The organism is Bacillus sp. FSL H7-0578, assembly GCF_038630855.1.
In the GTDB taxonomy this organism is placed as follows: Bacteria; Bacillota; Bacilli; order Bacillales; family Bacillaceae; genus Bacillus; species Bacillus safensis.
The window spans coordinates 1,341,463-1,363,023 of record NZ_CP152045.1; the positions used below are offsets into that span (position 1 = coordinate 1,341,463).

Annotated in this window: 25 protein-coding genes; 19 read left to right on the forward strand and 6 right to left on the reverse strand. The window is 40.7% G+C overall.

Annotated elements, in window-relative coordinates:
* Window position 1: 1 nt before the first annotated feature.
* The gene (locus MHB41_RS06830; RefSeq protein ID WP_024424725.1) at window positions 2-244 is read left to right on the forward strand and encodes a YkuS family protein; all 243 of its coding nucleotides are present in this window, start codon (window positions 2-4) and stop codon (window positions 242-244) included.
* 22 nt (window positions 245-266) lie between these two features.
* On the opposite strand, the gene MHB41_RS06835 is transcribed toward MHB41_RS06830, so the two are convergent.
* Window positions 267-1,076, reverse strand: coding sequence for a mechanosensitive ion channel family protein (locus tag MHB41_RS06835; RefSeq protein WP_024424726.1), 810 nt, complete (start codon window positions 1,074-1,076; stop codon window positions 267-269).
* A gap of 271 nt (window positions 1,077-1,347) precedes the next feature.
* Between MHB41_RS06835 and ahpA the strand changes: the two genes are divergently transcribed.
* The 3 genes from ahpA (at window position 1,348) to rok (ending at window position 3,485) form a co-directional block, all read left to right on the forward strand.
* The gene (ahpA, locus tag MHB41_RS06840; RefSeq protein WP_003211758.1) at window positions 1,348-1,890 is read left to right on the forward strand and encodes a biofilm-specific peroxidase AhpA; all 543 of its coding nucleotides are present in this window, start codon (window positions 1,348-1,350) and stop codon (window positions 1,888-1,890) included.
* A gap of 82 nt (window positions 1,891-1,972) precedes the next feature.
* Complete coding sequence (locus MHB41_RS06845) at window positions 1,973-2,431, forward strand: TlpA disulfide reductase family protein (protein WP_024424727.1); 459 nt, start codon at window positions 1,973-1,975, stop codon at window positions 2,429-2,431.
* A 481-nt stretch (window positions 2,432-2,912) separates the two neighbouring features.
* Window positions 2,913-3,485 carry a transcriptional regulator Rok gene (rok, locus tag MHB41_RS06850; protein ID WP_024426871.1) on the forward strand — a complete coding sequence of 191 codons (573 nt, stop codon included), beginning with the start codon at window positions 2,913-2,915 and terminating at the stop codon, window positions 3,483-3,485.
* A 47-nt stretch (window positions 3,486-3,532) separates the two neighbouring features.
* Here rok and MHB41_RS06855 read toward each other — a convergent pair whose 3' ends face one another.
* On the reverse strand, window positions 3,533-4,450 hold the full coding sequence (locus tag MHB41_RS06855) for a hypothetical protein (protein WP_024426872.1): 918 nt from the start codon (window positions 4,448-4,450) through the stop codon (window positions 3,533-3,535).
* Window positions 4,451-4,535: 85 nt separating this feature from the next.
* On the opposite strand from MHB41_RS06855, the gene MHB41_RS06860 reads away from it, so the two are divergent.
* From MHB41_RS06860 to moaD, 6 genes are read left to right on the forward strand one after another with little or no spacing between them, the layout of a single operon-like run.
* Window positions 4,536-5,117, forward strand: coding sequence for a molybdenum cofactor guanylyltransferase (locus MHB41_RS06860; RefSeq protein WP_024426873.1), 582 nt, complete (start codon window positions 4,536-4,538; stop codon window positions 5,115-5,117).
* Between the two features lie 30 nt (window positions 5,118-5,147).
* Window positions 5,148-6,164 carry a thiazole biosynthesis adenylyltransferase ThiF gene (locus MHB41_RS06865; RefSeq protein WP_024426874.1) on the forward strand — a complete coding sequence of 339 codons (1,017 nt, stop codon included), beginning with the start codon at window positions 5,148-5,150 and terminating at the stop codon, window positions 6,162-6,164.
* Window positions 6,165-6,173: 9 nt separating this feature from the next.
* The gene (gene glp, locus MHB41_RS06870; protein ID WP_046310815.1) at window positions 6,174-7,451 is read left to right on the forward strand and encodes a gephyrin-like molybdotransferase Glp; all 1,278 of its coding nucleotides are present in this window, start codon (window positions 6,174-6,176) and stop codon (window positions 7,449-7,451) included.
* Window positions 7,433-7,957, forward strand: coding sequence for a molybdopterin-guanine dinucleotide biosynthesis protein B (mobB, locus tag MHB41_RS06875; protein ID WP_061109970.1), 525 nt, complete (start codon window positions 7,433-7,435; stop codon window positions 7,955-7,957). The genes glp and mobB overlap by 19 nt, the downstream gene beginning before the upstream one ends.
* Window positions 7,954-8,445, forward strand: a complete 492-nt coding sequence (locus tag MHB41_RS06880) for a molybdenum cofactor biosynthesis protein MoaE (RefSeq protein WP_034281605.1) — start codon at window positions 7,954-7,956, stop codon at window positions 8,443-8,445. Before mobB ends, MHB41_RS06880 begins: the two co-directional genes overlap by 4 nt.
* The gene (gene moaD / locus MHB41_RS06885; protein ID WP_061109776.1) at window positions 8,438-8,671 is read left to right on the forward strand and encodes a molybdopterin converting factor subunit 1; all 234 of its coding nucleotides are present in this window, start codon (window positions 8,438-8,440) and stop codon (window positions 8,669-8,671) included. The genes MHB41_RS06880 and moaD overlap by 8 nt, the downstream gene beginning before the upstream one ends.
* Window positions 8,672-8,718: 47 nt before the next feature.
* Here moaD and MHB41_RS06890 read toward each other — a convergent pair whose 3' ends face one another.
* Entirely contained in the window at window positions 8,719-9,096 is a 378-nt protein-coding gene (locus MHB41_RS06890) for a hypothetical protein (protein ID WP_024424734.1), read from the reverse strand.
* Window positions 9,097-9,613: 517 nt separating this feature from the next.
* Between MHB41_RS06890 and MHB41_RS06895 the strand changes: the two genes are divergently transcribed.
* From MHB41_RS06895 to lepB, 8 genes are all read left to right on the forward strand, one after another.
* Window positions 9,614-10,240 carry a YIP1 family protein gene (locus MHB41_RS06895; RefSeq protein WP_101677442.1) on the forward strand — a complete coding sequence of 209 codons (627 nt, stop codon included), beginning with the start codon at window positions 9,614-9,616 and terminating at the stop codon, window positions 10,238-10,240.
* Window positions 10,241-10,249: 9 nt separating this feature from the next.
* Entirely contained in the window at window positions 10,250-11,356 is a 1,107-nt protein-coding gene (locus tag MHB41_RS06900) for an efflux RND transporter periplasmic adaptor subunit (protein WP_061109778.1), read from the forward strand.
* The gene (locus tag MHB41_RS06905) at window positions 11,353-12,054 is read left to right on the forward strand and encodes an ABC transporter ATP-binding protein (protein ID WP_061109779.1); all 702 of its coding nucleotides are present in this window, start codon (window positions 11,353-11,355) and stop codon (window positions 12,052-12,054) included. The genes MHB41_RS06900 and MHB41_RS06905 overlap by 4 nt, the downstream gene beginning before the upstream one ends.
* A complete protein-coding gene (locus tag MHB41_RS06910) occupies window positions 12,041-13,234 on the forward strand; it encodes an ABC transporter permease (RefSeq protein WP_061109780.1) in 1,194 nt (397 codons plus the stop codon). The genes MHB41_RS06905 and MHB41_RS06910 overlap by 14 nt, the downstream gene beginning before the upstream one ends.
* A gap of 316 nt (window positions 13,235-13,550) precedes the next feature.
* Window positions 13,551-14,306 carry a DeoR/GlpR family DNA-binding transcription regulator gene (locus tag MHB41_RS06915; RefSeq protein ID WP_061109781.1) on the forward strand — a complete coding sequence of 252 codons (756 nt, stop codon included), beginning with the start codon at window positions 13,551-13,553 and terminating at the stop codon, window positions 14,304-14,306.
* Window positions 14,303-15,214 (forward strand): 1-phosphofructokinase, encoded by a 912-nt coding sequence (gene pfkB / locus MHB41_RS06920; RefSeq protein ID WP_034281616.1) that lies wholly within the window; start codon window positions 14,303-14,305, stop codon window positions 15,212-15,214. The genes MHB41_RS06915 and pfkB overlap by 4 nt, the downstream gene beginning before the upstream one ends.
* Window positions 15,215-15,227: 13 nt before the next feature.
* On the forward strand, window positions 15,228-17,120 hold the full coding sequence (locus tag MHB41_RS06925; protein WP_061109782.1) for a PTS fructose transporter subunit IIABC: 1,893 nt from the start codon (window positions 15,228-15,230) through the stop codon (window positions 17,118-17,120).
* 211 nt (window positions 17,121-17,331) lie between these two features.
* The gene (lepB, locus tag MHB41_RS06930) at window positions 17,332-17,904 is read left to right on the forward strand and encodes a signal peptidase I (protein WP_029706712.1); all 573 of its coding nucleotides are present in this window, start codon (window positions 17,332-17,334) and stop codon (window positions 17,902-17,904) included.
* Between the two features lie 63 nt (window positions 17,905-17,967).
* On the opposite strand, the gene MHB41_RS06935 is transcribed toward lepB, so the two are convergent.
* Entirely contained in the window at window positions 17,968-18,243 is a 276-nt protein-coding gene (locus MHB41_RS06935; protein WP_061109783.1) for a hypothetical protein, read from the reverse strand.
* A gap of 143 nt (window positions 18,244-18,386) precedes the next feature.
* On the opposite strand from MHB41_RS06935, the gene MHB41_RS06940 reads away from it, so the two are divergent.
* Window positions 18,387-20,006 (forward strand): ATP-binding cassette domain-containing protein, encoded by a 1,620-nt coding sequence (locus MHB41_RS06940; protein ID WP_024426884.1) that lies wholly within the window; start codon window positions 18,387-18,389, stop codon window positions 20,004-20,006.
* Window positions 20,007-20,041: 35 nt separating this feature from the next.
* Here MHB41_RS06940 and MHB41_RS06945 read toward each other — a convergent pair whose 3' ends face one another.
* On the reverse strand, window positions 20,042-21,274 hold the full coding sequence (locus MHB41_RS06945) for an aminopeptidase (RefSeq protein ID WP_340898790.1): 1,233 nt from the start codon (window positions 21,272-21,274) through the stop codon (window positions 20,042-20,044).
* A gap of 107 nt (window positions 21,275-21,381) precedes the next feature.
* The gene (locus tag MHB41_RS06950; RefSeq protein ID WP_003210922.1) at window positions 21,382-21,513 is read right to left on the reverse strand and encodes a protein YkpC; all 132 of its coding nucleotides are present in this window, start codon (window positions 21,511-21,513) and stop codon (window positions 21,382-21,384) included.
* Between the last annotated feature and the right edge of the window lie 48 nt (window positions 21,514-21,561).

Genomic DNA, 21,561 nt, shown 5'->3' on the forward strand with positions numbered 1-21,561 from the left:
TATGACAAGAATTGGTGTAGAACAATCTTTATCCGATGTAGAAGAACTATTGAAGCAAAAAGGATATGATGTCGTACGTATTCAAAATGAACAGCAAATGGATCAGTGTGACTGTTATGTCGTCACAGGACTAGATTCAAATGTTCTTGGCATTTCAGACACAACAACAAAGGCATCTGTTATTACAGCATCAGGTATGACGGCTGATGAAATTTGCCAAGAAGTAGAACAGCGTGTTCAATAAAACAAGAAAAAGAACCGGTAGATTATGATCCCGGTTCTTTTTGCTCTTTTTCTATATCGAGTACTTCTTTCATTTTTTTGCGCAAGATTCGTTCCACTCGCCATTGCTCCATTGTTTCAGTTTTCGCTATGATGCGCAGCACAAGGGAAGAGGAACCGAACGCCTCTACGCCGACAACTTGAGGACCTTCGATAATTTGAGGAGTTTCCTCCCGTACCTCATCACAGGCAGCTTGGAGGGCTGTGATCATCTGATCCACATTTTCATCCGGTGACAGCTCAATATCAACGAGTGCCTGCATTGTCCCTCTTGAATGATTGCTTACATTCAGTATGCTGCGATTTGGAATGAAATGAAGGGTGCCGTCAAAGCTTCGAAGCTGCGTGGTTCTTAGGCCAATTTGTTCGACAATCCCATCGAAGCCAGCGACCGTTATATATTCTCCTACATCAAATTGTTTTTCCAATAATATAAAGAATCCAGTCACAATATCACTCACTAACCCTTGAGCGCCAAAGCCGATCGCAAGTCCCACAACGCCCGCACCTGCCAGTAAAGCGGTCGGGTTATAATGAAATAAGTCGAGGATCATCACAACTAGAATAAAAATCAATAAGTAGGCGAAAATATTTAACGTCAAACTTTGCAGTGTCTGAGCTCTTGATAAAGAGACCTCATGCTTTTCAGCGAATGTTGAATAGGCGCGCTTAATCATCTTGTTTCCTATGGCTCTGATGATAAAGTAAATGGCAAAGATGGCGACTAGTTTTAGCAAAATCATACTGCTATTGAGGATAATGGAAACCCAATCTACTTGTTGAAATGCTCTCATAATCTTCAAAACCTTTCTATGTATGCTCTAAAAGAGAAGCTAATCATTTGTTCCCTTATGCAAGTCATGTTAAACTTTTGATAAGTAGAGCAGGAATTGTGACAAATCGTTAATTAAATTTATTATTAATTAATATTGACTAAAAATCGCATAAGTATTATAATTGTAATTGTGAAGTTATTAACTAAATGAGAATTTTAAGTTTTGATTCTCATTTTATATACAGCTAAGAAGACTGTATAAAGATATTATTTTTTGGAGGGATTTACATATGGCAGAGCGTTTTGTAGGAAAACAAGCTCCACGTTTTGAAATGGAAGCAGTACTTGCTAACAAGGAATTTGGTAAAGTAAGTTTAGAGGAAAACATGAAGAATGACAAATGGACAGTTCTTTTCTTCTATCCAATGGATTTCACATTTGTTTGCCCAACTGAAATTACAGCAATGAGCGATCGTTATGACGAGTTCGAAGATTTAGATGCAGAAATCATTGGTGTATCTACTGATACAATCCACACGCATCTTGCTTGGATCAATACAGACCGTAAAGATAATGGTCTAGGTGAATTAAAATACCCGTTAGCTGCTGATACTAACCACACAGTATCTAGAGAATACGGCGTTTTAATTGAAGAAGAAGGAATTGCTCTTCGCGGTTTATTCATCATTAACCCAGAAGGCGAACTACAATACCAAACAGTATTCCACAACAATATCGGTCGTGATGTAGATGAGACATTACGTGTTCTTCAAGCATTACAAACTGGTGGACTTTGCCCAGCGAACTGGAAACCTGGTCAAAAAACACTTTAATTGATAACTGAAGAAACAGGAGGGTCTAACTGATGTTAGACCTTTTTGTTTCGACACATACAATGGATGGAGGCGCTTCATAATGAAATTACGTCAACCAATGCCAGAACTAACTGGTGCAAAAGAATGGTTAAATGGAGAAGTAACAAAAGAAGATTTGATTGGTGACAAACCAACATTGATTCATTTCTGGTCAGTCAGCTGTCATCTTTGTAAAGAGGCAATGCCTCAAGTCAATCAATTCCGTGATGAATACAAGGATCAACTAAACGTTGTGGCAGTTCATATGCCTCGTTCAGAGGATGACCTAGATCTAGAAAAAATCAAAGAAGTTGCGAAAGAGCATGAAATTACGCAGCCAATCTTTGTGGACAGTGATCATCACTTAACAGAAGCCTTTGAAAACGAATATGTACCGGCATATTATGTATTTGATAAAACAGGTGCTTTGCGCCACTTCCAAGCCGGCGGAAGCGGAATGAAAATGCTTGAAAAACGTGTCAATCGAGTGCTTTCTGAGTCTGAAAAGGCTGCAGAATAAGCTTTTCCCCCATAAATGGGGGTTTTTTCATGGACAAAATTAGGAAGCATATGGCTTCGGATGAGTTTTTATGTAGGTGTTATTCCTAAGAAAAGAGAAAATGAGGGAGTTTATTAAAAAATATCCCTGAAACAAAAAGGTATAACGACCTATTTACATTTTTGTTTTGAAATGAAAATGTAAAGATTTTAACTTTTTACTATTCAGAACGTTTTTGCACAAAAGAAATTTCAGTTAGGTAAATAACTATATAAATCAAGTAGTATAAGCGTTTATTCAATTTTTTTACAATATTTTAAGGTTTGTCAAAAGCCTATAGTGGCAATGAAATGGGTGCCGATTTTTCCTCTTTGGCAAAATTTTAGTTGAAAATACCTATCTGTTAGCAAACTGTAAAATGATAAAAAAATAGTTGATAAAATTAGTTTTCTAATCTAATATTTACTATAGAATATTTTTTATATGATGAGGGGGAAATCCATTGTTTAATGAGAGGGAAGCGTTACGTTTACGATTGGAACAATTAAACGAGGCAGAAGTAAAGGTCATCCGTGAATATCAAATTGAGCGAGATGCGATTTATGCAAAATTAAGAGAATTAGACCGTCAAGGAACAGGTCTAGTGTCAGATACAAAAAAAGAAGTACGTACAGAGAGAAAGACGGATTCACTGCCTGTATTAGCTGAGCTTGCTGCGCAAGAAATGAGAAGCTACCAGCAGCCGGCACAACCACAATCATCATCTTTAGGAACAGGACAGCTAAACGGTGCGCCTGTAGGTATTCCTGAAGGATCGACAAGACGCAGAAGAGGCACAGCTCGTCCTGGCTCTAAGGCAGCGAAGCTTCGTGAAGCTGCGATTAAAACGTTAAAGCGTCATAATGCAGCGATTAAAAGCTCAGAGCTTCAAAAAGAGATCGAAAAAGAGAGCGGTCTTGAAATCCCAAATATGACAACGTTTATGCAAAGCTTAATTAAAATGTACCCTGAAGTGAAGAAGCCTTATCGCGGACAGTATATTTTAGAAGGCGACATTCAAACAGAAGACGAATAAATAAAAAACTGCTGGGCATAAAAGCCAGCAGTTTTTTATTTTGAGAATTATTTCTTTTGATCAACTGTATAGACAATTTTGCGTTCCTTGGGCAGATGATCACGCTGTTTTTTGAAGCTGTCGATTTTGACTGTCATGACCTCTCCATTACGCTGCACTGCATCGACTTGTTCCTGAAGTGTTTGAACTTGTTCGTTGAGTTTCTTCAAGATCGGTTCGATTTCTTCTGTCGTTTGCAGGATGCGGTCTCGTGAGAATGGCTGTGCATTTGTTTGTGCTGACTGGTCAATATCAGCAAAATGAGATGCAATCCATTCTTCGCTTTCTGCTAACTGTTTTTGATAGCTTGTGAGTGTTTCGTAAAAAATCGCTTCTTTTGCTTTTTCAATTTGCAGTAATTTCTCCTGTGTTTCATAAAAACGCTCTTGAAGATGTCTGACGCCTTCCTGTAATACATGGAGCTCTGCGTTTTTATTGCCCAATGTTTGCTGCAGCTTCTCAATCACTGCGGATAAAGTATTTCCTTTTTTTTTCTCTTTTGTAAGTCGTTTATCTTGATCCTCTATCCGTTCATTTAATTGTTGAGAGATTTCTTTATATTTGACAACTTTCAAATGCAGCCTGTGTTTTTCTTCTGTTTCTTTTCTTCTATGATAGGTTTCCTTTTGCAGCATCTCATGGAGAAGGACCATTTTATGTAATAATTCTGATTTGCTGTAGGAGAGATCCTGTATTTTTGAGGCAGCATCGTGTTGATCATTGGTCATTTCATCCAATTGTTGTTTTAATTGCGTGAAATCCTTTTTCATCTCATGATATTCTTGAGTTAACTTCTTATTTTTAGAATACGTATATGAGGACTGTAAATCAGAGATCATTTGTTGATATTTGGCAGTTTCAGCTTTTAAGTATAAATTCTCTTGAGATAAATCATGGAATAGGGGAGAAGCATGACGCCTGTTCATCGATAGACCCTCCTTATTCATGTTACCAATAAAGTATGCGAAAGGAGTGCGATTAGAACAACCATATCAAAGGAGGACTTAGAGGATGCACGTAGTGAATGTAATTTTAGCTGGAGGCGCTTCCAGACGCTTTGGAGAGCCAAAGGCAAGTCATATGTATCAAGGGAAACCATTATATGAGCATGTGAAAGAGCAGCTTTTAGAAGGGCAGACGGTCATCATCAGCCATCCATCGCTTCTTCCTTTTTTCAAAGCAAGAGGTGAACAAAGTGTGTGGTTAGATGATGAAGAGGTGCGCGGATGCGGACCGCTTGCCGGCATATATACGGCGATGCAAAAGCAAAAGGCAGATTGGTATTTAGTGACGGCATGTGACATGCCTTTCATACGGAAGGAAACAGCGGAAGTGTTATCGTCTTATTGCAGCGAGCACGCAGACGCCGTCATCCCGCTTGATCAGGGCAGATTACAGCCTTTATTTGCGTTTTATCACCGCCGCTCTCTGCCGTTTATTCGCGCGTGTTTAAAAGAGAATCAATTAGCCATTAAAGACTTGCTTCAAAAGCTTCAAGTGCGCATCGTTTCAGAGGAAGAACTGAACGTGACATCAAACGAATTTCGTAATATCAATAAAAGAAGCGATTTACCTGAAAACGGTATGATATGATACATAAAAAACGGTGAGGAGAGAGCAGCATTGAATGACCGATATTCAAGACAAATCTTGTTCCCTCCGGTTGGGGAAAAAGGACAGCATGCGCTGGCTGAAAGTCATGTTCTGATCGTTGGAGCCGGTGCTCTTGGTACCGCCTCTGCGGAAGGGCTTGTCCGGTCTGGCATCGGTACGCTTACGATTGTCGATCGTGATTATGTGGAATTTTCAAATTTACAGCGGCAGCAGCTGTACACGGAACATGATGCAAAGGCGCATATGCCAAAAGCAGCTGCGGCAAAAAAACGTCTCGAGCAGATCAATTATGAAGTGACCATACACGCCCTGATTGAAGATGCAGGGGCGGAGCTGTTAAGGCCGTTATTCCAGAGAGCAGATATCGTCATTGATGCAACAGATAATTTTGAGACAAGAATGGTCATGAATGATTTATCACTAGAAACAAAGACGCCGTGGATATATGGCGCTTGTGTGAGCAGTCAGGGGATGTATATGGCCATATTGCCGGATAAAACGCCATGTTTATCATGTGTGTTCACGGCAATGCCTGTTGGCGGCTTGACGTGCGATACAGCGGGGATTATTTCACCTGCCGTTCAAATGGTTTCTGCTTATCAGCAAACAGAGGCACTCAAATATTTAACAGGTCATGAAGAGCAAATCGAGCGGAAATTTGTCACGTTTGATCTTTGGCAGTCTACATCCTTTAAAATGGATTTATCTCGCACGAAGCAGAAAGACTGTCCAACTTGCGGCACGGCAAGAACCTATCCTTATTTACATGACCAGCGTAAAAAATCCACGGTGCTTTGTGGACGTGACACCGTTCAAATTGTATCAAAGGATTTAGCAAAACTATCATTTCAGCATATAAAAGAGCGGCTCTCATCTATATGTGAGGTGGAAGTAAACGACTTCTTAATCCATGTACGCTACGAAAACTACCGAATGGTCTGTTTCAAAGGGGGACGTGCATTAATCCATGGAACAAATGATGAAAAAGAAGCCAATTCATTACTAGCAAGACTGCTAGGGATATAGGAGTGAAGTGTGATGGAAAGACGGCAGCCAATACAAGTAGAAGAGGCCATAAAGAAAGTCCACCAATACGAAAAACATGGAGAAATAGAATGGGTCCCTTTAAAGGACAGCCTTGGACGGTTTATTGCAGAAGATATTTTGGCAGACCATGATGTTCCGGCATTTGATCGTTCTCCGTATGATGGCTTTGCACTTCGGGCAGAAGATACAAAAGAAGCATCAAGCGAGCATCCAGTTGAATTCGAAGTCATTGATCATATTGGTGCAGGAATGGTCTCAGCAAAAACCATCGGTCCCTTTCAGGCCATTCGTATTATGACAGGAGCAAAAATTCCAAATGGCGCAAATGTCGTTATCATGATTGAACTGACGAAGACTTTTGAAAAAGGCGGCAAATCATTCATGTCACTGAAAAGACCGCTGAAAAAGGGAGACAATATTTCTCGTCAAGGAGAAGAGGTACTCAAAGGAAACGTGATGGTCAAAAAAGGAACAGATGTCACTCCTGGCGTCACGGCTCTATTGGCGACATTCGGATATGCGGTAGTGCCAGTTGTCAAAAAACCGGTGATTGGCATTATCTCAACAGGCACAGAGCTTCTTCAAGTAAGTGATGCCATGGTGGACGGCAAGATTAGAAATAGTAATCTTAGTATGGTCTATGCGCAGGTACTTGAGGCCGGAGCTGAGCCGCTTGATTTAGGCGGAGTCTCCGATGACTTTGACAAAAGTTATCATGCAGTAAAAGCAGCCATAAGCAAGGTAGACATTTTGATTACAACAGGCGGTGTGTCAGTGGGCGATTTTGACTTTCTGCCTGCCATTTATGAAAAACTGGGAGCCAAGGTGCTGTTTAATAAAGTAGCCATGAGACCTGGAAGTGTGACGACTGTGGCTGCAATGCCGAATGGCCAATTGCTGTTTGGGCTGTCCGGAAATCCTGCTGCCTGTTTTGTGGGCTTTGAATTATTTGTGAAGCCGATCATCTATAAATGGTATATGAAAGAAAATCCATTTCCCGCTTTTGCTGAGGCGAAACTCACACATGATTTTCCAAAAGCCAATCCGTTTACTCGTTTTGTTAGGGCTGCCCTTCAATTCACTGGCAGTCACATCAGTGTGACTCCGACAGGTCTTGATAAATCAAGTGCAGTGACCTCTATTGCAGAGGCTGATTGTTTCATCGTGCTGCCTGGGGGAACAAGAGGTTTTCAAGCAGGTGATCAAGTTGCTGTTCTGCTGTTTCAGCACAAAGGCGGTGGTTCCTCGTGCTGGATGACAAATTAAGCATATTACAGGTGGTCGGTTATCAAAATAGCGGCAAGACTACCTTGATCGAAAAGCTCTGTCAGCTGGCTGAATGTGAAGGGCTGAAGCTAGGCTGCTTTAAACACCATGGACATGGGGGGACACCAGATCGTCTTTTCAAAGAAAAAGATACCGATCGATATGTACAAGCAGGGGCATATGCCGCAGGTGTTGAAGGAGAGGGTGAATTTCACTTTTCGATGCAGCACATCACGTTAGAGCAGCTGCTCAGCATGTGTCAGCATCTTCCGTTAGACGCTGTTCTCATAGAAGGGTACAAACAGGCGCCTTATCGCAAAATCGTTTGTGTAAAAAACGAAGAGGAGCTTATTGACCTTTCAACTCTTTCTAATATACAAGCAGCTATTTATTTTTCTCAAGAGGATCCATTAACCGAAAATTACCCGTTTCCTGTGTTTTCAGCTTTTGATAAGCGCGGGATGACATTTGCTTTTCACTTATTGAAGGGAGGCGGCACGTTTTGAGCGAACTTTTTAAAATAACAAAAACGCCGATTGAGGTAAACGAATTGATTCAGCATGTGACAAGACGAAAGGCAGGAGCGATTACAACGTTTATCGGGACGGTCAGAGAATGGACAAACGGCAAGAAAACATTGCGTTTAACGTACGAAGCATACATACCAATGGCGGAAAGTATGCTAAGGCAGATTGGACAAGAAATGAAGAATCGGTGGCCTGACACTGAAGCAGCGATTGTGCACCGTATTGGAACACTTGAGATAACGGATATTGCTGTTGCGATCGCCGTTTCTTCTCCTCATAGGAAGGCTGCCTACGAAGCCAATGAATATGCTATTGAACGAATCAAGGAAATCGTTCCTATTTGGAAAAAAGAATATTGGGAAGATGGAGAGGCCTGGATAGGTAATCAGCTTGAAACGGTTTCATATCCAGAAGGTAAACCTAGCCATCTTCAACTTGCAGAGAAAGAAGGTGATCAGCATGATTAATGTGTTATTGTTCGCCGGCCTTGCTGAGAAGGCCGGGAAACAACAAATCATCATTCAAAAAGAACAAACAACGGTTGATGAGATTAAAATAGAATTACAGGAGGTATATGGTGTTGATGCTGCACAAAACGTAATGGTTGCAGTCAACGAAATATATACGAGGGGAAATGCTGAAGTGCGTAGCGGGGACACTGTTGCACTCATTCCTCCTGTAAGTGGTGGATAATAGATATTAGAGGATCTGGTTATGGCCGCCCGGCTGTAACCAATTTTTTATGTGTGAAAAGTTTGTAGAGGTGCTTGGGTGTGATCTTCGTAAATAAAACATCCCCTTCTTGCTTTAGAAATGTGAGGATCGAGCTGCTGAATGAGATCATACAATTCGCTGATTCTTCTCACATTGAAATCTGTTTGGGCTTGAAGCTGTTCCTTTAATTCTTTTGTGCTCACAATGCTTCCCTTTTTCTCTTTGATAATATCTACACATCTTGCAGCGTAGTATATTTTGTCGTTAGAAGGTCTGCTTTCTTTCATATCAAGTAATTTGAGCTCATGATAAATCGATTCTCTTTCCTTTCGAAAGTATTGCCATGCTTCTTGTTCCTTTTCATACAGTAAAATCAATTGCATTTTCAATTTTTCTCTTAACATTCACTTGACTCCATTTCCACTATCATTTAACCTACCTCTATTTTACATTATATGAAAAAATAACTTTTGATCAAGTAAAATCCCTTTATTTTTAATTTTTTAATATGAAAGTATTGATACTAAAGACTTATTTGTTCTGTAAAAGAAACCAATCATAGTCCTATAAAGCCGGGATTTGTCCAAATTACTAGGATTATTTTAACAAAAAATTGTTGTGTCTATCTAAGACCATGCGAATCCAAAAGAAAAGGATATTTATTCCGAAAGACATATTGTTTACTTAATAAAATGTTTTTAAGTCAGTAAAAGCACGATTCTTGATATGAATATGGTCGGATCATGGGGTCATTTGAAGGGTTTCATTCGTGAAAATAGAATAATAGATAAAATTTTTTCTCAACGAAAATAAGAAAATCAAATGATCGATCACTTATTGGCAATCTTTTGATAAAATAGAAAGAAAAAGAGCGTCATTGTGCGTTTGCATATTTGCTTGACATAGAGAGGATGACATTTGGTGAAAGAAAACATGCAAAAACCTACGATCATTGGAGTGAGCACAAGACCATCAGAGCACCTGAAAAGAGTATGGGAAAATCCAGTTGTTTGGTGGCCTTTATCTTGTGTGCTTATTTTAACAGTTGTTGTGACTTATTTGTCTGAGCTCGTAAATAAGGGAATGTGGGCAGATTTAAGTTTGCCGGTACCTGTTGTTTATGTGGTGACGCTCATTGGTCTGGTATTTGGGATTGTCATCAATGCTGCTATATATAAGTTCATCGTATTTTTAGCGAAAGGTGATGCATCATTTCGGCAGCTGTTTTCAGCGGTTCTGTTCATTACACCCGTTACGATCATTGGGACGATTATTTCTCATTTGGCAGTAATCCTTTTTCATGTTCCAAAAGATGTCACTGTTACTTCGTTAAACGCACTCATTCGAATTTCTGGTCCATGGCATGCGGTGTTAGCCAATATCGATCTATTTGTGATCTGGAATCTTGTTTTAACAGGCTTTTTATTCATCCAAGTTGGGCGTATATCACCGAGAATTTCTTGGGTGATTATAGGCGTCTTTTATATCTTATCGTTAATTTTTCAATATGTAGGAACAGCAATTAACATATCAGTAAGCTGGGGGTAGAATGTTTTTATGAGAAAGAAAATCATCATCGGATCTATTTTAATTATTGTGATTGGACTATTTATTGGATTTAATATTGCGAAAAACCAAGCAAAGCCTGTTTCTACAGCAGCGATTAAAACAGTCAAACTCACGCCGAAAGAAATCACATCTACGGTGATGACACCCGGGACACTTTCATTTTCTGAAGAGCAGTTCATCTATGAAGAAGAGGAAAAGGGGAAATTGAAGGGAATTGCTGTGAAAGAAGGGGAAAAGGTAAAGGCTGGAACGCCGCTTCTTACATATGAAAACAAGGAACTGGAGCTTGAGGAGCAGCAGCAAGCATTAGCCGCTGAGTCAAGTACATTAAAATTGGAACAATTGCAAAATAGGCTGAGTGAATTAGATGAGAAAAAAGCAGGCGGTTCTGACGCTAATGCCAAAAGCGAGCGAGATCAGCTTCAATTAGAACTGAAAGCGGCTGAATTAGAACAAAAGCAAGCAGAGATCAGCCAAGAAAAAGTAAAGGCGCAAATAGAAGATTTAACCGTACATAGTAAAATTGATGGAACAGTGATTTCCATTGAGCAAGAGGCCGGAGCAGGGGGGCCGGAAGATAGGCAGCCGATCATCCATATTGGTAATGAGAAAAAAATGATCGTGCGGGGTTTGATCTCAGAGTATGATGCCATCAAAATCAAAAAGAAACAAAAAGTGAAGGTAACGTCTGATGTCATTCGCGGGAAGAGCTGGCAAGGAGTCGTGAAAAAAGTAGGTGCTGTTCCTGTCCAGACTGCGGCCGAAACAACTTCGAGCGATCAAACGGTTCAATATCCTGTTGAAGTTGAAATAAAGGGGAAGAAACCTGAGGCGAAGCCTGGTTTTAAAATGATCATGGAAATTGAAACAGATAAGCGCCAAGCGCAAACAATTCCTGAAACAGCAGTAAAAAAAGAGACTGATGGACAATACGTTTATGTTGTTCGAGAAAATGTACTGAAAAAAGTAAAAGTGGTCATAGGGGAAACGTCAGGTCATGATCTTGAAGTGACAAAAGGTGTCAAGGCAGAGGACCAAATCATTGCTCATCCAACAGATGACATGTATGACGGAATGGAAGTGAATGCTGAATGATTCAGCTTTCCAACGTAACAAAAAGCTATGAGGTCGCACACGAAACATTTGATGTATTAAGTGACATGAATCTTGTCATTGAAAAAGGTGAGTATATGTCCATTATGGGCCCGTCAGGCTCTGGAAAGTCAACGTTAATGAATATTATTGGCTGTTTAGACCGCCCGACGACGGGACAATATCATTTTCAAGGTAAAGAGCTGTCAGCAGCAAAGGATCAAGAGCTCGCGGTCATTCGAAATCAATCCATTGGATTTGTTTTTCAGCAATTTCACCTCCTGCCAAGGTTAAATGCGAGACGCAATGTTGAACTTCCGATGATTTACGCTGGGATCAGCCAAAAGGAAAGAAAAGAACGTGCGGAATTGGCACTTGAAAAGGTTGGTTTGACAGATCGAATGAAACATATGCCAAGTGAGTTGTCAGGAGGACAAAAGCAAAGGGTGGCAATTGCACGAGCGATTGTCAATAAGCCTCAGCTTATTTTGGCAGACGAACCGACTGGTGCTCTCGACTCAAAAACAAGCATGTCAATTATGGAACAGTTTACACAGCTGAATGAGGAAGGGACAACGATTGTGCTTGTCACCCATGAAGAAGAAATAGCTGCGTATACAAACCGTACGGTCGTTGTGAGAGATGGACGGCTTGTTGAAGATAGATGGATGCAAGGGGACGCTATGAATGAAACTCTTTGAAAATATCAAAATAGCGCTGAATTCGGTTTTAGCTCATAAATTACGTTCTATTTTAACGATGCTTGGGATTATTATTGGTGTTGGATCAGTCATTGCAGTCGTGGCGATCGGTCAAGGCGGTGAGCAAATGTTAAAAGGATCGATTTCAGGTCCAAACAATACCATTGATATGACATATACGCCTTCTGACGAAGAGTTAAATGCAAATCCAAATGCTTTATTCGAAGCCTCATTTACTGAGGAAGACATAAAAAGCATTAGGACAATCAATGGGGTGAAGCAGGTCGCCTCCTCGACTGCACAAGGAATGCAACTGAGATTTCAAGATACGACAGTTGATGCGACAGTTAACGGCATAAATGAGGGGTATACGGATGTACATTCATTACAAATCGCAGAAGGACAGAATTTAAGAGATATTGACTTTAGAAGCGGCAGAAGAGCTGCCCTCATCTCGGATGGCTTACAAAAAGAACTATTCAATGGACAAAAGGCATTAGGTGAACTGATTTGGATGAACGGACAGCCAGTTGAAGTCATCGGTGTGTTAGCAAAACAGAAAGGGATGTTTTCATTTGATATGAATGAAATATATGTCCCATTTGCGATGCTCACCTCCACATTTGGTATGAATGAATATGATAAGTTATCTATTCAAGTCGCACATGCGGATCAAATGAAGGAAGTAGGAAAGAGCGCGGCTGCCATATTAAATGAAAATCATCATACAGAAGATGCTTACGAAATGATCAATATGGAAGAAATCGCAGAAGGGATCGGTCAAATAACGTCCGTTATGACAACGATCATTGGTTCAATAGCCGGAATCTCTTTACTTGTCGGCGGCATCGGTGTGATGAATATTATGCTCGTTTCTGTGACAGAGAGGACAAGAGAAATCGGTATTCGAAAGGCGATGGGCGCAACAAGGGCGCAAATTCTCGTTCAGTTTTTAATTGAGTCTGTCGTTTTAACACTCATCGGCGGGCTGATGGGGATTGCACTTGGTTTAGGCGGTGCTTCGCTAGTATCACTATTTGCCGGCTGGCCGTCTCTCGTATCTTGGCAAGTGGTTTGTGGAGGCGTACTGTTTAGTATGCTCATTGGTATTGTTTTTGGGTTAATTCCTGCGAATAAAGCAGCGAGACTAGACCCTATTGAATCGCTCAGATATGAATAATTCAGAGAAGAAAAAAGCACAAACGGTTTACATTCGCCTTCATTACCCATCAAAAGCTTTTATGCAAATCGCATAAAAGCTTTTTTTAGTTCCATTGAATGAAATAAAAAATGATAGAAATGCTAATATCATGACTTTCATCTTAATGTCACATATTTTTCAGTTTACAAATGGTACATATAAAGGTAAGATGACCATGGTGAAAGATTTTGATAGTTATTGAATGTATTTGATTGTTTTGTATTGATAATGTTGAAAAAAGCGATTACAATAAAGGTGCGCGCAAAATGAATACGTTTTCAAAAGGGGTGTTCTCATGTTAACACCGGAAAGACATCAACTCATTATCGACAGCTTAGAAGAAAATGATGTCATTAAAATACAGGACTTAACGATGATGACGGATGCGTCTGAATCTACAATCAGAAGAGATTTATCAGCCCTTGAAGAAAAAGGATTTCTGAAAAGGGTTCATGGAGGAGCGGCCAAGGTTTCGAGTATTCGCCTTGAACCAGATGTATTTGAGAAATCTGCCAAAAACCTTCAAGAAAAGTCATTGGTAGCAGAGGCAGCGGCATCTCTTTTAAAACAGGGTGACTGTATTTATTTAGATGCAGGTACAACCACACAGCAAATGATTGAATATATCGATCCAGATCAAGATATTGTCGTGGTGACTAACGGTGTGATGCACATTGAAGCACTTATGAGAAAAGGCATTACCTTTTACTTGACAGGCGGATCAGTGAAACATCGAACAGGAGCCATGGTGGGAGCCGCAGCTTTGACAGCGATGGAAAATTATCGTTTTGACAAAAGCTTTGTTGGGACAAACGGCATTCATCCCGAGGCGGGTTTTACAACGCCTGATCCAGAGGAAGCACTCATGAAAAAAAGAGCCATGAAACAGGCGAAAAAAACCTATATCTTATCAGATGCCTCGAAGTTTGGCGAAATATCGTTTTCAACCTTTGCTAGTTTACAGGAAGCCACCATTATCACAAACGACGCAAAAGAGGATTCATTCGATAATTACCATGAAAAAACGGTTATAAAGGTAGTGAAAACATGATTTATACAGTTACTTTAAACCCATCAGTTGATTACATTGTACACGTGGAGGATTTTGCAGTCGGCGGTTTAAATCGTTCAACCTATGATCAAAAATATCCAGGTGGTAAAGGAATTAATGTCTCAAGGCTATTAAAACGTCACGGTGTTGAATCAAAAGCACTTGGATTCATTGGTGGATTTACAGGCAAATATATTCAGGATTTTTTACAGAACGAACAATTACAAACAGCCTTTCACGAGGTGTCAGAAGATACAAGAATTAATGTGAAACTAAAAACAGGTGAAGAGACAGAAATCAACGGACTCGGCCCATCAATTACTGAAGCGCAATTTGAGTCATTTCTATCTCAATTTTCTTCATTAACTGAAGGAGATGTCGTGGTTTTAGCTGGCAGCATTCCTTCTTCATTACCTCATAACACATATGAGCGTATTGCTGAAGTTTGCAAAGAGCAAGGTGTAAGAGTTGTTCTTGATATTTCTGGCGAAGCGTTAAAAAAAGCAGCTGACATGAAACCATTCTTAATGAAGCCAAATCATCATGAACTGGGTGAAATGTTTGAGACGAGTATTTCATCAGCAGAAGAAGCAATTCCTTATGGGAAAAAGCTGTTAGAACAAGGTGCTGAACATGTCATCGTCTCCATGGCTGGAGATGGCGCCCTTTTATTCAGTAAAGAAGGAATCTATCAGTCCAATGTTCCAAAGGGAACGCTCGTTAATTCAGTTGGAGCAGGAGATTCAGTCGTTGCAGGGTTTTTAGCCGGCGTTTCAAAAGGCCTTTCAATTGAAGATTCATTTAAGCTTGGTGTTACTTCAGGAAGCGCTACAGCCTTTTCTGAGGAGCTTGGCACAAAAGAGCTTGTTGACACACTATTACCACAAGTAAAAGTCACACGCATTTAAAGGAGGAGTCATCATGAAAATTACAGAACTACTCACGAAGCATACCATTAAGCTTCAATTAGACAGCCAGCAGAAAGAAGCAGTCATTGAAGAGCTGGTCACTGTTTTAGATACAGCAGGCAAGTTAAATGATAAAGAGGGCTACAAAGAAGCTGTGATTAATCGTGAAAAACAGAGCTCTACTGGTATTGGTGAAGGAATTGCCATCCCGCACGCTAAAACAGCAAGTGTAAAAGAGCCTGCCATTGCATTTGGCCGCTCAACTGCTGGTGTTGATTATGAATCACTAGACGCGCAGCCGAGTCATCTTGTCTTTATGATTGCCGCAACTGAAGGCGCAAACAACACGCACTTAGAGGCACTTTCTCGTTTATCCACACTTCTAATGCGTGAAGAAATCCGAAAGCAGCTCCTTGAAGCGGCGACTGAAGATGAAATCATTGAGATCATCAATACACATGATCAAGATGATGAAGAAGAAGAGGAAGTTCAAGAGGAGCCGGCAGCAGAAGGAAAACCCGCTAAAATTTTAGCAGTAACAGCTTGCCCAACAGGCATTGCCCATACATTTATGGCAGCAGATGCTTTGAAAGAAAAAGCAAAAGAAATGGGCGTTGACATTAAAGTTGAAACAAACGGCTCTGGCGGTATTAAACATGCCCTTACAGCAAAAGAAATTGAAGAAGCACCAGCCATCATTGTAGCAGCGGACAAGCAAGTAGAAATGGAACGCTTTAAAGGCAAGCATGTCATTGAAGTCCCTGTAACAGCTGGTATTCGCCGTCCACAGGAATTAATTGAAAAAGCAATCAATCAAGATGCGCCGATTTATAAAGGTTCAGGCGGCAATTCTTCTAAAGACGAAAATGAATCATCTGGCAAAGGAAGAAGCGGATTTTACAAGCACTTAATGAGTGGTGTAAGTAACATGCTTCCATTTGTTGTCGGAGGAGGTATCCTTGTTGCGATTTCATTCTTCTGGGGCATTAACTCAGCAGATCCTAAGGACCCTTCATTTAATTCATTTGCAGCTGTCTTAAAAGGAATTGGCGGCGATAATGCGCTTGCCTTAATCGTTGCTGTATTAGCTGGATTTATTGCCATGAGTATTGCAGATCGTCCAGGTTTTGCGCCAGGTATGGTCGGTGGTTTTATGGCGTCAGCAGCAGGTGCAGGGTTCTTAGGCGGACTGATTGCTGGTTTCCTAGCAGGTTACATTGTTGTGCTGCTCAAAAAAGTATTCACATTCGTACCGCAGACACTCGACGGGATTAAACCGGTTCTGCTGTATCCGTTGTTCGGTATTTTCTTCACAGGCATTATCATGCATTATATTGTCAACACACCAGTGAAAATGGTGATGGACGGATTAACACATTGGCTTGAATCATTAGGTACGGGAAACCTTGTCTTAATGGGTATTATTTTAGCTGGTATGATGGCAATTGATATGGGAGGCCCAATTAACAAAGCGGCTTACACATTTGGTCTTGCAATGATTGCTGCTGGCAACTATGCACCGCATGCTGCAATTATGGCAGGCGGAATGGTACCACCACTAGGTATTGCACTTGCAACAACGATCTTTAGAAATAAGTTCTCAAAACGTGACCGTGAAGCAGGGATTACATGTTACTTCATGGGAGCTGCCTTCATCACTGAAGGGGCGATCCCGTTTGCGGCAGCAGATCCTCTTCGTGTGATTCCTTCAGCTGTTATTGGTGCAGCAGTTGCTGGCGGATTAACGGAATTCTTTAGAGTGACGCTTCCTGCACCGCATGGCGGACTATTTGTTTTCTGGGTAACAAATCATCCAGTTCTTTATATCATCAGCATCTTAATCGGTGCTGTTGTGACAGCGATTTTACTGGGTATTTTGAAAAAACCAGTCAGGCAAGAAGCGTAATGCAGAAGAGAAGCATCGTGAAAAACGGTGCTTCTTTTTGTTTAATCATCAGTGAATTAGGAAAAAATATCTAATTAGATGGTTGTCTTGTGAATTTTTAAATGACATATGATAAAGTAAAGTTATTCAATTCACGTTTCAAGTCTTTTAGCAGAAAGTCTTAGGAGGAAGCAGTATTTTGAACGAAGAAAACAAACAAAACGAAAATGAAATTCAATCTGATGCGAAGCAAGCCAAAACAGAGAAGAAAAGTTCACTGTTTGAATGGATCAAAGCCATTTTAATCGCACTTGCACTCGTCTTGCTCATCCGTACGTTTATATTTGAACCTTATGTGGTGGAAGGAGAGTCAATGGAACCAACACTTCATGACGGGGAAAAGCTGTTTGTCAACAAAACCATTAACTATCTCGGTGGTGTAAAACGCGGTGACATCGTGATTATTAATGGAAAAGATGGTCAGAAGATTCATTATGTCAAACGATTGATCGGCCTTCCAGGTGATACGATTGAAATGAAGGATGATACGCTTTACATTAATGGTAAAAAAGTAGATGAGCCTTATTTAAAAGAGAACAAGGCCCATGCGAAAGAGTATGAAGTGCATTTAACTGGAGATTTTGGTCCAGTGAAAGTACCGAAAAACGATTACTTTGTGATGGGGGACAATAGACTGAATTCCATGGACAGCAGAAATGGACTTGGCCTCATTGAAAAGGATCGGGTTGTCGGGACATCAGAATTTGTTTTCTTCCCATTTGGCGATATTCGACAGACAAAATAAAAGCACCTTCTCATGGGCAAGAGAAAGGTACTTGAACGAGCGACCCTTACAGAAGGGTCGTTTTTAATTTGGTGTGAGCATCGTCACAATGATCACAATCGCTAGAACAGAAGCGAATACAGATCCGGTAATGGCTAAAACGGATCGAAACAATCCGATCTTTTGGTTTTCTTTGCCCCGCTTTTGTAAAAAACGTTTGGAAAAGATGTGAACCAGTGTGTAAATGAGGATAAGCCCAATATAAAGGCCAAAGTCCCTCGCATTAAAGCCTGTTGCAGATAAATAAATGCCCATAAAGAAAATCAATAAACAGTATTCCATCAGTGTGAGTAATCTCAAATCGCCCGAACTCCTTCAATCAATCATTCCCGTTTATTATATCATAATAGACAAAAAGCCTTCGTTCTTAGCGAGAGACGTTTCTATCAAACGTTATTCATGTTATACTTCATATTGATGAATGAGTGATGGAGGATTAATAAATGATTGCAGTAAATAATGTTAGTTTGCGCTTTGCTGATCGTAAACTATTTGAAGAAGTAAATATTAAATTCACTCCTGGCAACTGCTACGGATTAATTGGTGCCAATGGAGCTGGTAAATCAACGTTCCTAAAGATTCTTTCTGGAGAAATTGAGCCTCAAACGGGCGATGTTCATATGAGTCCTGGTGAGCGTTTAGCGATTTTAAAACAGAACCACTTTGAATACGAAGAGTTTGAAGTGCTGAAAGTCGTCATCATGGGTCACAAACGTCTATATGACGTGATGCAGGAGAAAGATGCGATCTATATGAAACCTGATTTCTCAGATGAAGACGGGATTCGTGCAGCGGAGCTTGAAGGTGAGTTTGCTGAATTAAACGGCTGGGAAGCTGAAAGTGAAGCAGCGATCCTATTAAAGGGCCTTGGCATTCCAGAAAGCCTTCAATCGAAGAAAATGTCTGAGCTTGGCGGTTCTGAAAAGGTAAAAGTACTTTTAGCTCAAGCTTTATTTGGCAAGCCTGACGTTCTTCTTCTCGATGAGCCGACGAACCACTTGGACTTACAAGCAATCCAGTGGCTCGAAGAGTTCCTCATTAACTTTGAAAATACCGTCATCGTTGTGTCGCATGATCGTCATTTCTTAAACAAAGTATGTACACATATTGCGGACCTTGATTTCGGAAAAATCCAAGTATACGTCGGAAACTATGATTTTTGGTATGAGTCCAGCCAGTTAGCGCTGAAACTAAGCCAAGAAGCAAATAAGAAAAAAGAAGAACAAATTAAGCAGCTTCAAGAATTCGTTGCCCGGTTTAGTGCGAACGCTTCTAAATCGAAGCAAGCGACATCAAGAAAGAAATTGCTTGATAAAATCTCTTTAGATGACATTAAGCCGTCTTCACGTAAATATCCGTATGTTCATTTTGCGCCAGAGCGCGAAATCGGAAATGATGTCCTTCAAGTAGAAGGTCTATCAAAAACAATTGACGGTGTGAAAGTACTGGATAATGTCAGCTTTATTATGAACCGCGAAGATAAAATTGCGTTCTTAAGCCGTAACGAGCTTGCTGTGTCCACTTTATTTAAAATCCTTGCTGGTGAAATGGAGCCAGACAGCGGATCATTTAAATGGGGCGTCACAACGTCACAAGCCTTTTTCCCGAAAGATAATAGTGAATACTTTGAAGGAAACGATGTTGATCTCGTTGATTGGCTTCGTCAATATTCTCCGAATGATCAAAGCGAAAGCTTCCTGCGTGGTTTCCTAGGACGTATGCTTTTCTCTGGGGAAGAAGTGAAGAAAAAAGCAAGTGTCTTATCAGGAGGAGAAAAGGTTCGTTGTATGTTATCAAAAATGATGCTGTCTGGAGCGAATATTCTGCTGCTGGATGAGCCAACGAACCACTTAGACCTAGAATCCATTACAGCGCTGAATAACGGCCTCATGAGCTTTAAAGGAGCTATGCTCTTCTCATCTCATGACCATCAGTTTGTTGAAACAGTCGCAAACCGGATTATCGAAGTGACGCCAAATGGCATCGTCGATAAACAAACAACATATGATGAGTTCTTATCAGATCAAGACATCCAAAAAAGACTTGAAGAGCTTTACGCATAAATAAAAAAAGACATCCATAGGATGTCTTTTTTTGATTAAATCGCCCAGTTTCCATTTCGGAAGATCGGTTCGCGTTTACCGTCTTTTGTGATCCCGTCAATATTCATTTCCTTTGAACCAATCATAAAATCAACGTGTGTAATACTGCTGTTCACACCCGCTGCATCCAATTCTTCTCGTTTCATTTCTTTTCCGCCTTCGATATTAAACGCATATCCGCTGCCGATGGCAAGGTGGTTTGATGCATTTTCATCGTAAAGTGTATTGTAATAAAGAATATTTGAGTTAGAAATTGGTGAATCATCTGGTACGAGGGCAACCTCACCTAGATAATGAGAGCCTTCATCTGTTTCAACGAGAGATTTTAACATATCTTCGCCTTCTTTTGCTTTCACATCCACAATCCGGCCATTTTCAAAGGTTAATGAAAACTCATCAATGATGTTTCCAGCATAGCTGAGCGGCTTTGTGCTTGAGACTGTCCCGTTTACACCGTCTTTTTTCGGTACGGTAAAGACTTCTTCTGTCGGCATGTTGGCCATGAACGAAACGCCGCGTTCACTTACGCTGCCAGCACCTACCCAAATATGCTGCTCTGGAAGCTCAATCGTTAAGTCTGTGCCCGGTGCTTCATAATGAAGCTCGTGGTAGTGGCGTTCATTGAGTATTTTGACCTTTTCATTTAATGACGCATCGTGCTTTTTCCAAGCCTCAACTGGATCTGCTTGATCAGCGCGTGCGACTTTAAAGATTTGATCCCACAATAACGTGACAGCTTCTTCATCTGTATGATCAGGGAAAATCTTTTTCGCCCATTCTTTTGATGCAGCACCTACGACTGTCCAAGCGACTTTGTCAGATTGAACGTATTGACGATATGTATGTAGTGCTGAACCAGCAGCTTTTTGCTGTGCAGCGATTTTTTTCGAATCAATGCCTCGCAAAAGGTCAGGGCTTTCTGACAGGATGGTAATAAAAGCGCCTCCGCGTTTTGCGATGGTTTCCATCATCTGTGCTTCCCATTCAGGGAATTGCTCAAATACATCTTGCGGTGCATGTTCATATTTTAAACGAGTGAGAACACCATCACTCCAGCGGATATGTACGTTTTTCGCCCCGCGCTCATACGCGTGTTTCGCTACAAGACGAACAAGATGTGCAGATTCAGTAAATGCGGATACAACGATTTCCTGCCCCTTTTGTACATTCACACCGACTTCAACGATGGTCTTCGCATATTGATCTAGTTGTTTTTCAAATGAACTCATAAAAACCCCTCCTTTAGTCATGTTCATCATATCAGATTTATGACCGAAAAGGAAAATGGGGAGCCCGTTTAAAGCCAAAATAAAAAAGCCGCTTTCGTGCGGCTTTTTTAGCGGTTCAGTTGTTTCACAGGCTGTGCATTAGAAGGCGGCATATGTGAAAACGACAGGCTCATTCCTCCTAAAATAATACCCGTTAAAATGACTGTGACAACGACCCGTTTACCTAAATCAAGCAACATGTTCTTCCTCCTTCACGTTTATCCATTTCTCACGATATGATCAAAATG

Bases quoted from the DNA above. Each gene is read 5' to 3' on its own strand.
- MHB41_RS06830 (WP_024424725.1), top strand. From the start codon at position 2: ATGACAAGAATTGGTGTAGAACAATCTTTATCCGATGTAGAAGAACTA.
- MHB41_RS06835 (WP_024424726.1), bottom strand. From the start codon at position 1,076: ATGAGAGCATTTCAACAAGTAGATTGGGTTTCCATTATCCTCAATAGC.
- ahpA (WP_003211758.1), top strand. From the start codon at position 1,348: ATGGCAGAGCGTTTTGTAGGAAAACAAGCTCCACGTTTTGAAATGGAA.
- MHB41_RS06845 (WP_024424727.1), top strand. From the start codon at position 1,973: ATGAAATTACGTCAACCAATGCCAGAACTAACTGGTGCAAAAGAATGG.
- MHB41_RS06855 (WP_024426872.1), bottom strand. From the start codon at position 4,450: ATGAACAGGCGTCATGCTTCTCCCCTATTCCATGATTTATCTCAAGAG.
- MHB41_RS06860 (WP_024426873.1), top strand. From the start codon at position 4,536: ATGCACGTAGTGAATGTAATTTTAGCTGGAGGCGCTTCCAGACGCTTT.
- moaD (WP_061109776.1), top strand. From the start codon at position 8,438: ATGATTAATGTGTTATTGTTCGCCGGCCTTGCTGAGAAGGCCGGGAAA.
- MHB41_RS06890 (WP_024424734.1), bottom strand. From the start codon at position 9,096: ATGTTAAGAGAAAAATTGAAAATGCAATTGATTTTACTGTATGAAAAG.
- MHB41_RS06900 (WP_061109778.1), top strand. From the start codon at position 10,250: ATGAGAAAGAAAATCATCATCGGATCTATTTTAATTATTGTGATTGGA.
- MHB41_RS06905 (WP_061109779.1), top strand. From the start codon at position 11,353: ATGATTCAGCTTTCCAACGTAACAAAAAGCTATGAGGTCGCACACGAA.
- MHB41_RS06910 (WP_061109780.1), top strand. From the start codon at position 12,041: ATGAAACTCTTTGAAAATATCAAAATAGCGCTGAATTCGGTTTTAGCT.
- MHB41_RS06915 (WP_061109781.1), top strand. From the start codon at position 13,551: ATGTTAACACCGGAAAGACATCAACTCATTATCGACAGCTTAGAAGAA.
- pfkB (WP_034281616.1), top strand. From the start codon at position 14,303: ATGATTTATACAGTTACTTTAAACCCATCAGTTGATTACATTGTACAC.
- MHB41_RS06925 (WP_061109782.1), top strand. From the start codon at position 15,228: ATGAAAATTACAGAACTACTCACGAAGCATACCATTAAGCTTCAATTA.
- MHB41_RS06940 (WP_024426884.1), top strand. From the start codon at position 18,387: ATGATTGCAGTAAATAATGTTAGTTTGCGCTTTGCTGATCGTAAACTA.
- MHB41_RS06945 (WP_340898790.1), bottom strand. From the start codon at position 21,274: ATGAGTTCATTTGAAAAACAACTAGATCAATATGCGAAGACCATCGTT.
- MHB41_RS06950 (WP_003210922.1), bottom strand. From the start codon at position 21,513: ATGTTGCTTGATTTAGGTAAACGGGTCGTTGTCACAGTCATTTTAACG.